At 69.5% G+C, this 12,748-nt stretch carries 10 protein-coding genes; 6 read left to right on the top strand and 4 right to left on the bottom strand.

Features of this window, described 5'->3' with window-relative positions:
- The first annotated feature begins 50 nt into the window (after window positions 1–50).
- Both AJAP_RS16540 and AJAP_RS16545 read left to right on the top strand, forming a co-directional pair.
- Window positions 51–659 (top strand): MBL fold metallo-hydrolase, encoded by a 609-nt coding sequence (locus AJAP_RS16540; RefSeq protein WP_038512537.1) that lies wholly within the window; start codon window positions 51–53, stop codon window positions 657–659.
- The gene (locus AJAP_RS16545; protein WP_038512540.1) at window positions 659–1,315 is read left to right on the top strand and encodes a hypothetical protein; all 657 of its coding nucleotides are present in this window, start codon (window positions 659–661) and stop codon (window positions 1,313–1,315) included. The genes AJAP_RS16540 and AJAP_RS16545 overlap by 1 nt, the downstream gene beginning before the upstream one ends.
- On the opposite strand, the gene AJAP_RS16550 is transcribed toward AJAP_RS16545, so the two are convergent.
- The 3 genes from AJAP_RS16550 to AJAP_RS16560 all read right to left on the bottom strand — a co-directional run bounded on the left by AJAP_RS16550 (window position 1,287) and on the right by AJAP_RS16560 (window position 4,083).
- A complete protein-coding gene (locus AJAP_RS16550; protein WP_378417714.1) occupies window positions 1,287–1,568 on the bottom strand; it encodes a hypothetical protein in 282 nt (93 codons plus the stop codon). The genes AJAP_RS16545 and AJAP_RS16550 overlap by 29 nt on opposite strands.
- An 83-nt stretch (window positions 1,569–1,651) precedes the next feature.
- Entirely contained in the window at window positions 1,652–3,064 is a 1,413-nt protein-coding gene (locus AJAP_RS16555; RefSeq protein WP_038512546.1) for a YibE/F family protein, read from the bottom strand.
- A gap of 41 nt (window positions 3,065–3,105) precedes the next feature.
- Entirely contained in the window at window positions 3,106–4,083 is a 978-nt protein-coding gene (locus AJAP_RS16560; RefSeq protein ID WP_038512549.1) for a GlxA family transcriptional regulator, read from the bottom strand.
- Between the two features lie 99 nt (window positions 4,084–4,182).
- On the opposite strand from AJAP_RS16560, the gene AJAP_RS16565 reads away from it, so the two are divergent.
- Window positions 4,183–4,893 carry a DJ-1/PfpI family protein gene (locus AJAP_RS16565; protein WP_038512552.1) on the top strand — a complete coding sequence of 237 codons (711 nt, stop codon included), beginning with the start codon at window positions 4,183–4,185 and terminating at the stop codon, window positions 4,891–4,893.
- A gap of 87 nt (window positions 4,894–4,980) precedes the next feature.
- Entirely contained in the window at window positions 4,981–7,947 is a 2,967-nt protein-coding gene (locus tag AJAP_RS16570; RefSeq protein WP_038512554.1) for an AfsR/SARP family transcriptional regulator, read from the top strand.
- 351 nt (window positions 7,948–8,298) lie between these two features.
- Here the strand turns inward: AJAP_RS16570 and AJAP_RS16575 are convergent, their stop codons facing one another.
- Window positions 8,299–9,411: an erythromycin esterase family protein gene (locus AJAP_RS16575; protein ID WP_038512556.1), complete on the bottom strand. Its 1,113-nt coding sequence runs from the start codon at window positions 9,409–9,411 to the stop codon at window positions 8,299–8,301.
- Between the two features lie 881 nt (window positions 9,412–10,292).
- Between AJAP_RS16575 and AJAP_RS16580 the strand changes: the two genes are divergently transcribed.
- Together AJAP_RS16580 and AJAP_RS16585 are read left to right on the top strand one after the other, a co-directional pair.
- Entirely contained in the window at window positions 10,293–11,150 is an 858-nt protein-coding gene (locus AJAP_RS16580) for a helix-turn-helix domain-containing protein (RefSeq protein WP_038512559.1), read from the top strand.
- A 70-nt stretch (window positions 11,151–11,220) separates the two neighbouring features.
- Complete coding sequence (locus AJAP_RS16585) at window positions 11,221–12,729, top strand: CYTH and CHAD domain-containing protein (RefSeq protein WP_228694961.1); 1,509 nt, start codon at window positions 11,221–11,223, stop codon at window positions 12,727–12,729.
- The last annotated feature ends 19 nt before the right edge of the window (window positions 12,730–12,748 follow it).

Here is a 12,748-nt window from a genome sequence, read left to right on the forward strand (position 1 = left end):
ATCAGGGCCATCCTGTCACCTGTTCGGCGGAAGATCTGAGGAGGCATTTCGTGCTGGTTGTCGGTTTTCCGGCAGGCCCCCTCGAAGCCAACTGCTACCTGCTCGCCCTGGACGGCGGGAGCGAGTGCGTGATCGTCGATCCCGGCGAGGAAGCCGCCGAGCCGCTGGAGGCCGCGCTCACCGAGCACGGTCTGACGCCGGTCGCGATGCTCGCCACCCACGGCCACCCCGATCACGTCGCTTCGGCGGGTGAGGTCGGCGCGCGCCACGGGGTACCTCTCTATCTGCACGAGGCGGACCGGCCACTGCTCGGCCAGGACGCCGGTCAACGGAAGGACGGCATCGTGCCACTCGTCGATGGCCCGCTGAGGCTGGCCGGGCTGGAGATCACGGTGTCCGGCACACCGGGGCACACCGCCGGTTCGGTGGTCTTCGGGCTGACCGCGGCCGAAGGCGGGCGGATCGTCCTCACCGGGGACAGCTTGTTCGCCGGTTCGATCGGCCGGTCCTCGGGTGACGGCGGTGAGCTCGTGCGTTCCCTCGGCGCCAAGGTGATGACGCTGCCCGACGACACCGTCGTCCTGCCGGGCCACGGTCCGGCCACCACGATCGGCCGCGAGCGGGCCGGGAACCCGTTCCTGGCCGGGACGGGCGCGTGATGACCGAGCCCACCGGGACCCCGGAGACCCCCGAACGTCTCCCGCTGTTCCACGACGACCCCAAGCTCCGCCGCAAGCGCGGCTGCTCCAGCGTCGCCGGTGTCGTGATCTTCGCGGCCGCGTTCGGCGGGATCGCCGGGCTGATCGGCGGTGAGATCGCCGGGCTCGTGGTCGCCGGGGTGATCGCGCTGCCGCTGCTGTACGTCATGTTCTACAACCTGCGCCGCCGGGTGTGGCTCGAAGGCGACACGCTCATCGTGCGGACCTGGGGCGTACGGCGGATCGAGCTGACCGCGGCCGAGCGCATCGACCTGGTGATCAGCGACGTGCGCGGGACCCGGACGGTCAGCCTGCTGGTGAACGCGGGCAAGCGCCGCAAGGTCGCGAAGGTCGATCTGGCCGTCTACTCGGGCGCGGGTGGCAGGGAACTGGGCATCCTCCAGCTGCGCAAGCTGGCGAACGCGCTGCTGAACAACACCGAAGCGAACGGTCTCGTGTTCTCGGAACTGCTGGTGGCGCAACTGAAATCGGAGGCACGCGGCGACGCGGCGGCGGAGCGGCCGCTCTACCGGCTGGCCTCGGCGGCGCCCGCCGGGAAGTACATCCAGCGGTTCACGATGGAGGCGGTCAGCCGCTTCGTGGCGACCCTGGACTGACGGTGCGGGTCTCCAGTTTCTCCAGCCGGGCCTTGATCTCCTCCAGCTGGTAGACGATCTCCGGCAGTTCGCCCGCGGCGAAGGTCGCCAGCCGCTCCGAGTGCTTCAGCGTCGCCCGGACGTCGTCGAGCGCGGCGGCGATCTTGGGGACCGCCTCGACGGCTTCGAGCGTAGAGACGAGCACGCGCCGCGCGACGGCGGTCAGCTGTCTCGGGACGGCGAACACGGCGTCGAACATGGCCCCTCCGATCACGCGGCGAACCTCGGGTGCGGCCTCTTCGTACCCGACTCCGGCCCGTGCCCGCGCGGCGGGCTCGCGCTTTGGGGCGCTTGTGGCTACAGGGACTCTTGGGGCTCCCGCGAGGCGATCAGTGCGGCCAGCACGGTGGTGACCGGGACCGCCGCGACGATGCCGACGCTTCCGGCGAGCGTCCGCACGATCTCCTGGGCGATGTTCTCCGCGCCAAGGATCGAGCCGAGCCCGACGCCCGAGAGCGACGTGTACAGCAGCACCGGCAGCGCCGCGCCCGCGTACGCCATCACGAGCGTGTTGACCGCCGAGCCGACGTGATCGCGCCCGATCCGCAGGCCGGCGCCGTACAGCTCACGCCAGCCGAGCGCCGGGTTCGCCCGCCGGAGTTCCCACACCGCGCTCGTCTGCGTCACCGTGACGTCGTCGAGCACACCGAGCGCGCCGATCACGACACCCGCCAGCAGCAGTCCCCGCGCGTCGATCCCGTGCCCGAGCGAGCCGATCAGCTGGGAGGTGCTGTCGTCGAGGCCGGTCAGTGACGCCGCGGCCGAGAAGATCGCCGACAGGACGCCGATCAGGACCAGGCTCACGAGGGTGCCGAGCACCGCCACCGAGGTTCTCGCGGACAGCCCGTGCGTCAGGTACAGCGCGACGAACATGATCGCCCCCGCGCCAGCGATCGCCACCAGCAGCGGACTTTCGCCGGCGAGGATCGACGGCAGTACGAAGAGCGCCAGCACCAGGAAGCTCAGCCCGAGCGCGATCAACGCGGCGACCCCCTGCCACCGGCCGAGGACGATCACCGCGAGCGCGAACAACCCGGCGAGCAGCAGCAGCGGCGTACCCCGCTGGAAGTCGACGATCTGGAACGACGCGGGGTTCGCGACGTCGCCGCCGTTGTAGGACAGCACTACCTCGTCGCCCGCGGCGAACCGCGGCGTGCTGGGCTCGATGGGCAACGTGAGCTTCAACGGCTTCCCGGACGCGGGACCGTCGGTCATCGTGAGCTCGCTGGTGAGACACGGCTTCGCGTCCGGCGGCGGCTCGCCGACCTGCACCTGTCCTTCGGCGAGGCACGGTCCGGTGATCGTGCCGGTGACCGTCGCGTTCACCGGGGTTCCCTGCGGGAAGACGCTTTTCGCCGGATCCTTGCCCCACGGATAGAGGAAGACCATCCCGGCGACGGTCGCGACGGCGAGCGGGATCAGCAACCACATCAGTAACTGCCTGACCCGGCGCGACGCGGGCGCCGCCGGTCCGTGACCGTGCGAGTGCCCGTGGCCGACCTGCTCGGGTTCGGGCTTCGGTTCGGCGGCGCGACGTCTGCCCGGTTCCGCCGGTCGCGGCCGCTGGGCCGGTGGGCGCGGGCGCCGCGTGCCCTCGGGCGGCGGCGTCCGGCGCGGCGAACGGGACGTTCCGGGCGAACGATCGGACGGGGTGTCCGTTACCCGGCGAATCGGGCCGGTGTCGTCGTCGGAGATGTCGCGGCGGTTCACCCGCACATCCTCCACAGTCGGCGGCGCGTGCCGCACACGGCCTATCCGAATGCCTGCCGAAGGTGGACACGGCGATAGGCCGAAGGCGGGGTGTCGAAGTGGTCGAGGAAGGCTTGGCGAAGCGTCTCGGTCGAGCCGAAACCGCATCGCCTCGCGATCGAGGACAGCGGAAGTTCGGTGCCGCACAACAGTTTCGCCGCGTTCTCGGTTCTCGCGGCCCGCACGTACCTGCTGGGTGTGGTGCTCAAGTGCGCGTCGAACAACCTGGTCAGCTGCCGGGGGCTGATCCCGGCCCGTTGGGCGAGGGCGGCGGTGCCGAGATCACCGGCGAGGTGTTCGGCGACGTACGCGGTGATGTCGCGGACCAGCCGGTTCTCCGGCGGCGGACCGGACAGGAACATGCTCACCTGCGCCTGGTTGCCCGGCCGCTGCAGGTAGGTGACGAGCATGCGGGCGACCTCCCTGGCGACACTCGGGCCGTGGTCCTCTTCGACGAACGCGAGGGTGAGGTCGATCCCGCTGGTGACCCCCGCCGCCGTGTAGACGTTGCCGTCGCGCACGTACAGCGGCACCGGGTCGACGTTCACCTGCGGATAGTTCGTCGCGAGCCGGTTCGCGAACCGCCAGTGGGTGGTGGCGCGGCGGCCGTTGAGCAGTCCGCATGCGGCGAGCACGGTGGCGCCGGTGCACACCGAGGCGACCCGGCGGCTCTGCTGCGCGAGCCTGCGGACGTGGGTGACGAACCGCGCGTCCGCGGCGGCGGCCTCGTGTCCGGTGCCGCCCGCGACGATCAGCGTGTCCAGCCCGCCGGTGATCTGGTCGAGCCGATGCTGTGCCTGCAGGGTCAGCCCGGACTCGCAGCGGATGCCGCGTCCGTCGACGCTGGCGAGCATGATCTCGTACCCCGGCTTGCCGCCGAGTTTGGTGGCGGCGTCCAGGACGTCCGACGGACCGGCGATGTCGAGCAACTCGGCGTTGCTGTAGCCGACGATCAACACTCGTCTGGGTGAACCCGGCATGATCGAACGCTACCAGTAGTGCCCGGCCGTCGGACGTTGTTCGCAGGAATCCGGACATCCGGGCCACCGTGGGCCCGCCGCTCCGACACCGTTGTCCCCATGACAGACGACAAGAAGACGATCGCGTTCGTGGTGTACCCGGGGATGACCCCGCTCGACATGGTCGGGCCGCTGACCGTGCTGGAGGGGATGGCGAGCACGGCGCAGGAATACCGGACGGTCGTGGTCGGCGAGACGAAGGACCCGGTCATCACCGACAACCCCCTGAAGCTCGTGGCGACCCACACCTACGACGAGGTCCCGTCGCCGTACGCGCTGCTCGTGCCCGGTGGCGCCGCACCGACGCTGAAGGCGCTCGCCGACGAGAAGCTGGTCGGTTACCTGCGCGGCGCGGCGGCGAACGCCGAGCTCGTGACGTCGGTGTGCACGGGATCGCTGCTGCTGGGGCAGGCAGGACTGTTGAAGGGCCGCAAGGCCGCGACGCACTGGATGTTCCGGGAATTGCTGGGCGCGTTCGGCGCGGAACCGGTCGCGGAGCGCTGGGTCGAGGACGGGAACGTGATCACCGCCGCCGGGGTGTCGGCGGGGATCGACCTCGCGCTGCACTTGGTCGAGCGGCTCGTCGGCGCCGAGATCGCCAGGACGATCCAGTTCGTCATCGAGTACGACCCGGAGCCGCCGCAGGGCCCGCTGGACTGGTCCAAGCGTCCGTACGGGGACCTCAAGCCCTTGCTGGAGCACACGCTGAACGAGGCGCTCGCGGACGAACCCGCGTTGCGGGACAGGCTCCTCGCGCACACCGGGAAATAAGGGGGACGGCCATCCGGGTGAGAAATCGACGTCTCGGGGACAGCACCGGGTTACATTCGGGTCATCCGTCCAGGTGATAGGTGGTTCGTGGAGTTCAAGGTGCTCGGCCCGCTCGCGGCCTCGGTCCCGCTGCCGTCGGCGGCTCAGCCCCGTCGGGTGCTCGCGGTGCTCCTGACCCGGCCGAACGAGTTCGTCCACCGGGACACCCTCGTGGACGAACTCTGGCCGCAGGGACCGCCGTCGAGTGCGGCGGCGGTCGTGCAGATGGCGGTTTCCAAGCTGCGCAAGGCGTTGTCACCCGGCATACCGGTGGACGACGAGCGGCAGCGGCTGCGGTCCGGCCGGAGCGGCTACCGGCTGACGGTGGCGGACGGCGAGCTGGACGTCGCCGGTTTCTCGGAGCTGACGGCCGCCGCCGCGAGCGCGACCGGTGACGAACGCAAGGCGTTGCTCGAACGGGCGCTGGGGTTGTGGCGTGGCCGGGCCTTCGCCGACGTGCCGGTCGGTCCGCTGGTGGAGGCGCACCGGTTGTGGCTCGAAGACCGGCGTTGTTCGGTGTTGGGCAGGCTCGTGGAACTGGACCTGGCCGCCGGTGACCACAAGTCGGTCGCGGACCGGCTGGGACCGGAGCTGGCCGCCCGGCCCGGCGACGAGCGACTCGCCGGGTGGCTGGCCGAGGCGTTGCACGGTCTCGGCCGGCGGGACGCGGCGCTGGCCGTCCTCGACCGCTGCCGTCAGGCGCTGTGGGAACACACTGGAGTCTCACCGGGGGACGACCTGCTCGCGGTCCACCGCCGGATTTCCGGAACCGGCTGGTCGGCGGGCGGCGCGCCATGCCGCCTGCCTGCCGCGACGCCGGATTTCACCGGCAGGGCGGCAGAGCTGGCGGAAGTCGCACGCGCGGTGCGGTCGCCCGCGCCGATCGTGCTGCACGGGGCGGTGGGAGCGGGGAAGAGCGCGCTGGCCGTCCAAGCCGCGTGGCGCGTGCGCAAGCGGTTCCCGGATGGCCAGCTCGTCGCCGACCTGCGTGAACCCGGTGATGTCCTCGCCGGGTTCCTTCGCACGCTCGGGCTTGCGGAAGCGGAACTCCCCGCGGACCGGGCCGGGCTGCTCTCGTTGTGGCAGAGCCATTCCGCCGACCGGCGGCTGCTGGTGATCCTCGAGAACGCCCGGTCCGAAGCCGAGGTGCGGCCGTTGCTGCCGAGTGGTCCCGGCTGCGCGACGATCGTCACGACACGGCGACGGCTGGCGGGTCTCGTCGGCGCCAGGCCGGTCGAAGTCGGGCCAATGTCCTACGAGGACGCACGGACGCTGCTCGGCGAGATCGCCGGAGAAGCCCGGTTGTCCGGCGAACCCGACGCCGTCCGCCGGGTGCTGGCCTGCTGCGACGGCCTTCCGCTGGCGGTGCGGGCGGCGGGGACGAAACTGCTGCAGCGGCCTCGGCTGAGTGTCGCCGAGTTCGCGACCCGCCTGGAGAACGAGCGGCTGCGCCTCGACGAACTCGCCGCCGGTGACCTGGCCGTCCGCCCGGTGCTCGCCGAAGCCCTCGCCGAGCTGCCGTCGCGACAACGGAACTCCCTGCGGCTGCTCGGTTTTCCCGGCGCGACCGAAATCGCCGACTGGTTCGCGACGGCGATGCTGGGCCGTCCGTCCCGCGAGGCGGCGGAACTGCTCGACGAACTCGTGGACGACCACCTGCTCCACGCCGAACCGGATCAGGCGGGTTTCCTCCGGTACCGGCTGCCGGGGCTGACCCGGCTCGCGCTCCGGGAACCGCCGGATCCCGGAGCCCTCGAACGCGGGCTGACGGTGATGGCGGCGTTGGCCGAACACGCTTCCGCCGCGCTCGGCGCCGAGTACCCGCCCTCACGGCGCGATGACGTCCCGGCCGCTGTTTCGGACCGCGTCGCGGCCGACCCGAACGGATGGCGGGTCGCGGAAACCGCGAACCTCGCGCTCGCCGTCCGTACCGCGAAGAACCATGGCTGGACCGGGCTGGCCATGAGGCTGGCCGACGCCTACAGCGATCTCGTCGGTCCCCGGAAAGGCGGTTCCTCCGCCTGGCTCGGATTCGGCATCGTGCGTGATCGTCTCGATGTCCCCGCGGAGGCCGAGAAACTGCTGAAGCTCGGGCACGCCCACGCCGACGCGGGGGATCTGGCCCGGGCGAGGACCTGTTTCTTGTTGGCGGAGACCAGGTTCCGCTCCGTGGGTGATCATCCGGGCACCGGGTCCGCGCTCGTCGCGCTCGCCGACGTCGACGCGGATTCCGGCCGGGCCGGTGCGGCGGTCCACGCGCTGCGGGAGGCGCTGGACCTGTTGCGGGACTGCGGTGACCTCGCCGGGCAGGCGATGGCGTCGGCGCAGTTCGGCTCGCTGTGGGACGACCTCGGCGACTTCCGCCGGGCGAAGGAATGCTTCGACGCGAGCCTGCTGCTTTCGCTCCATTGTGAAGACGGGCAGCAACACGACAGGTCCGCCAAGCGGTACGCCGACGTCCTGCGACGGAACGGCCGCGTGGACGAGGCCGGCGCGCTGCTGACGAGCGCCCTGATCGGCACGCGCAGCTCGCGTGAACGCCACTGGGAGGCGCACGTCCTCCGGAGTCTTGGTGACCTCCACGCCAAAACCGGCGACGCGGGGGAGAGCGAACGATGCCTTTCGCGGTCGCTGGAACTCTTCGAGGACGTCGGGCACCGGCACGCCGCCGCCTACACGCATCGCAGCTTCGGCGAGTCCTTGCGCCTGGCGGGTGAACACGGCCGTGCCGCCGAACACCTGAGCCTGGCGATGAGTACGTTCCGCGAGCTCGGAGACCGCCGGGGCGGCGGATACGCCCTGCTCAGCTTCGGACGTCTACGGGCCGATGAAGGCATCGCGACCGAAGCCGCCGAAGGGCTCCGAACCGCGGCGGGACTGTTCCGGGAGCTGGGATTCCCGGTGTGGGAACTACGTGCCCTCCAGGGCCTTTCTGCCGTCGACGAGAGCGGACGCCAGCGGGATCGGGCTCGTGAAGCCTTGACGAAGATCCGCTTCGGAGTGACTCCGGCATAGCCCGGCGGAGGGTTCACGGCCGCGGCGTTTGGCGAAGTTATGGCGACGGTGTGTTGACTGCTGCTCATGTGAGCGGACTTCGCGCCGCCCCGAATTCGCGGAACTGGGGGTGGCGGCGCGTGCTCGTGGCCGGGTGACGCCTTCAGAGGGCAGGAGGCGTCACCCGGTTCGCAGAGCTGGGGTGTGTCTCAATCCGGAGTCGGCTGATCAGGTGAGGACACGCGCGCGCGTTTCTTTTCGGCCGGAGGCCTCGGAGTCGCGAAGGCGGGCCGCTGACACGGCTGAGTGAGTGGCCGGCTGATGCCGCGGCCCGGCTGCGGGACTCCGAAAGCGCGCCTCGAGAGACACTGCCTAGCGGCGGACGTGCAGGATCGCGTCCGCGTCGTTCAGCATCCCTTGGTCGAGCGGGAAGTAACCCTGCCGCGGGGTGGGATCGGTCCGGACGCTCGCGGGCGGGACGTCGGAGGCGGGGAGCAGCCCCCAAGCCGTGGTGACGTGCTTCTGCAGGAACCCCTCGTAGGTGTCGGGCTCCGGCTCCGCGAGCGCGATGTCCTCGCTTCCGCCGAGGCTGGTCGCGACGAACGTGTAGCGGTCGCCGAGCAGCGGCGCCACCAGCGCGCCGGCGGGGAACCAGCTGGTCTCGGTGTCGGCGACCCGCATCGTGCTCGCCTGTCGCCGCAGGTGGAGGTTGTGGGCGAAGACCAGCGTCCGGCCGCGACCCGCTTCGGCGGCGCGGATGTCCAGCAGGTTCCGCGCCATGAAGGCGTCCCTGGCCGCGACGAGGGGCATGTAGCGCTCGTGCGGTTCGAGAGGCTCGGCGCATTGCCGGTGGTAACGCAGCAGATCGATCCCCGCCATGAGATGGATCTCCGCGCGCGACCACGCGTCCGATTCGGGCGCCCTGGAGCGAAGCGCGGTGAGCAGATCGGCCGCGATCGCACGGAGGCGGTAGGCGTCGGCCGTGGCTCCGGGCGAGGAAGCCGCGTCCAAGACGGCTTCCTCGCGGCCCCACCGTTCGTCGTCGCCCGCCGGACCGGCGATGTCCACGTCCAGCCCGAGGAAGTCGCGGGCGTACTCGAGGTATCGCCGTGGGCTGGGCGCGGACGTGTTCTCGGTCTGGGTGTCGAAACCGTGGAATGTGAGGCGCTCCTCGGGAGGCCGGTTTTCGTTGTACTCGCGCATCCACGCGATCAGTCGCCTGTTCGCCTCAACGCCACCGAAGGCGTGTGAGAAGCCTTCGCTCATCGCGAGGTCGAGGGTTCCGGTGCCGTCTTGGACGTAGTCGTTCGCGGCCAGGGCGGCCACGCGATCGGTTTCGAGGGCGATCGAGCGGAAGCCGCGCTCGACGAGCTGGGCGAACAGTTCGTTGCGGATCTCCGCGAAGACCGGGGTCGCGTGCGTCGGTTCGCCCAGGGCCAGCAGGTCGCAGGAGGGGGTGACGAAGTCTCGGATGTCTTGACTCATGAGATTCAAGCATATCGTTGATGTTCCGGTTGAAACTTGGCTCGATTTGGCCTGGGGATGTAGCGCGAAAGCTTCAAACCGCATGTCAGGTGTGATCTTGGCTCGCTCCCTCATAAGTACATGAAGGCCCCCTTCATTGCGCTAGACGCCAAGGTCTCGGCAAAGTCGTATAAGCGTTGGTCGGTGCGGGGGGGCGTGAGTGGCGTTTCGGACTCTATTGACGCGAAGGTCAAATGTGGCGTGTTCGCGGCCGGGGCCAGCGATGGCGTGAAGGCTCCCTTCACCACGTCTAATGCGGTGAAGGGAGCCTTCGGCCCTGGTCGAGCGCGGGTCGTGAGTGGCGTTTCGGGTTAGAACCCGAAACGTCACTCACGACCCCCACGCGAAGTGCGCAAGTCGGACACCGTCAGCGCAAAGGGCGTTCCTTATGGACGGTCGAGAAGGTGCCGGGCCACTGTGACGAGCCAGCTGTTGCCCACCTGACCAGCGGATCGGCGACTTTGCCGGGACCCTGGCGCTAGACGCAGTGAAGGGGGCCTTCATGTACTTAGGGAAGGAGGCCTTCACGCGCGCCCGCTGCGGCTGTGGGTCCCTGTCCCTCCCGAGTCCGTGAAGGCCTCCTTCACTACCTTCAGGGTAGGCAAGGAGGCCTTCACGGACCCGCACCGAAGGCTGCGACACCGCAAGAAATCCACGGACGAATAACTGGATCCCATTTCCTTCTTCCGCTATAAAGCTTTAAAGGACCCTTCGCGCGCGAAGGCGCTTCGCTTGCGAAGCAGCGTTTAAGATACGTGCGGGAGTGCAACTGATCAGCACTTGAGGTGAATTGCCGCGTGGCAATCACCGCGCGGCCGGAGTTCGGCCCTACTTTGTCCCGCATGGTTGAGAAGGATTCGACGGCGCGGACCCGGGAACTGGGCCACCGCATGAAGGCGTTCCGGCAGCGCAGGCACTTCAGCGGAGCCGACGTCAGCCGCCGTAACGGCTGGTTGCAGAGCAAGGTCACGAGGTGGGAACAAGGGCTGCGCGAGCTGTCCGTGGTGGACGCGGCGCTGTATCTCGCGACCTGCGGCGAGGCGGAGCCCGAACGCGATCTGCTGCTGGAACTGACCGAGCCCGGCGGCGACCTGTACTGGGTCCGGCCGTACTTCGACGAGCTCGTCGACCCGATGAAATCCCTGGAGATCCAAGAAAACCTCGCGCATACGCTGGTGCGCTACGAGTCGTTGACGCTCCCCGGCCTGCTGCAGACCGAACCGTACGCCCGCACCGCCTTCGAACTGATCGGCAACCGCGACCAGGCCCAGCTGGACCAGGTCGTCAACGCCCGGCTGGAACGGCAGCGGTTGCTGCGGCGGGATCGTCCGCCGCGCTGCCGGTTCTTCGTGCACGAACGTGCCTTGCGGTCGGTCGTCGGCGGTCCCCGGATCATGCACGAACAACTGCTCCACCTCGTCCTGTCGGCGAACCTGCCCTATTGCTCCATTCGCATCGTCCCCGAAAGCGACGAAGTGGGCAGGGTGCTCGAGAATTCCTTCACCATCATGGAATTCACCGAACATCCGGCGGTGGTGTACACGGATTCCTATGCGGCCGGAGTGTTCATCGACGACAGGGTGGCGGTCGAGGCCTATTATTCGCTCGTCGCGAGGTTGGAAAGCGATACCCTGACCGAGGAAAGATCACGGCAAATGCTCGCCGAATGGGCGGACCGGTACGACCGGATGGAGGAATGATCCGTCCGGGGTTTCCCGCCGCCTCCGCAGGGGGTAATCCTTCCGGGTAGCCGAGGAGAAGGAGTTCGTGGTGACGAAGACGCAGGGTGGTGCCCCGGTCGCCGAGGCGGAGATCGAGCGGAAGTACGACCTGGCGGCCGACAGGCCCATCCCGCCGCTGGTCCCGGCCGGTCCGGTGACGAACCAGGCCGATCCGAGGGTCGACGTCCTCGACGCCACGTACTTCGACACCGCCGACTTCCGGCTCGCGCAGGCCGGCATCACGCTGCGGCGGAGGCTCGGCGGAAGCGACGAGGGCTGGCATCTCAAACTCCCGGTCGGCGAGGACAGGCGAGAGGAACTCCGCCTCCCGCTGGCGGGGAAACCGGACAAGGTGCCCGGCGCGCTGGCGAAGCTGGTCCGGGCGCATACGCTCGGCGCCAAACTCGTCCAGGCCGCGCATCTGCGTACCGAGCGCACCTCGTACGCCTTGCTCGACGCCGACGGGCGTGAGCTCGCGACGCTGACCGACGACGTCGTCACCGGCGAGGCGGGCGGCGACAAGGCGCACCTCGACCGCTGGCGGGAGATCGAGATCGAACTCTCGCCCGGCGCCGACCCCGAACTGCTCCAAAGCCTGGAGCAAGCGGTCGTGGAAGGAGGCGCCGAGCGGTCGAGGTGGCCGTCGAAGCTCCGGCGGCTGACCGACGAGCTCGTCCCTCCGGCCAGGGGAGCTTCGGGCTCGGTACTGGCGGACTACCTCGCCGAGCAGCTGGACGCGCTGCGACGCAACGACATCGGGGTCCGCCGGGACGTCGAGGACGCGGTACACCAGATGCGCGTCGCGAGCAGGCGGCTGCGGAGCGCCTTGAAAACCTTCCGTCGCTCGCTGGACGCCGACGTCGCGGCCGGGCTCGCCGAGGAGCTCCGCTGGCTCGGCGGCGAACTCGGGCCGGCGAGGGACAGCGAGGTCATGGTCGCGCGCCTGCACGACGAGGTCAAGGCGCTCCCGGCCGAGCTGGTGCTGGGGAACGTCGAGCAGCTGATGACGCGCCACTTCGCACGCGAAGCCGAAGAGGCCAAGGCGCGTGCCATCCGGGCGCTCGACAGCAAGCGGTACACGAAGCTGTTGCAAGCACTGGAAAAGCTCGTAGGCAAACCGCGGAAGATCAAGGACGACAAGAAGGAACTGCGCAAGGCCGTCGCACGGTCGGGCCGGAAGCTCAGCAAGGCCGTGGCCGCGGCGAGCGAGCTCGAGCCCGGCGCGGAGCAGGACGCCGCCTTGCACGAGGCGCGCAAGAAGGCCAAGCGAGCCCGCTATGCGGCGGACGCGGTCCGGCCGGTGACCGGCAAGAAGCTTCGAAAATGGCGAAAGAACGTCAAGGCGGTGCAGAGCACGCTCGGCGAGCATCACGACATCGTGGTCAGCCGGGAGGTCCTGCGTCTCCTCGGCCTCCGTGCCTACGCCGAGAACGAAAACGCTTTCACCTACGGGCTTCTGCACGGTCGTTCGGTCGCCGTCGCCGACGCCGCGCACCGGCGCTTCGCCGGGGAATGGCAAAAGGTGGGTAAAGGTTCTCGTCCGAAATGGCTCAAATGAGGTAGCCCGGGTTGACCTG

It is taken from the genome of Amycolatopsis japonica (genome assembly GCF_000732925.1).
Lineage (GTDB): Bacteria > Actinomycetota > Actinomycetes > Mycobacteriales > Pseudonocardiaceae > Amycolatopsis > Amycolatopsis japonica.

Bases quoted from the DNA above. Each gene is read 5' to 3' on its own strand.
- AJAP_RS16575 (WP_038512556.1), bottom strand. From the start codon at position 9,411: ATGAGTCAAGACATCCGAGACTTCGTCACCCCCTCCTGCGACCTGCTG.
- AJAP_RS16565 (WP_038512552.1), top strand. From the start codon at position 4,183: ATGACAGACGACAAGAAGACGATCGCGTTCGTGGTGTACCCGGGGATG.
- AJAP_RS16545 (WP_038512540.1), top strand. From the start codon at position 659: ATGACCGAGCCCACCGGGACCCCGGAGACCCCCGAACGTCTCCCGCTG.
- AJAP_RS16580 (WP_038512559.1), top strand. From the start codon at position 10,293: ATGGTTGAGAAGGATTCGACGGCGCGGACCCGGGAACTGGGCCACCGC.
- AJAP_RS16560 (WP_038512549.1), bottom strand. From the start codon at position 4,083: ATGCCGGGTTCACCCAGACGAGTGTTGATCGTCGGCTACAGCAACGCC.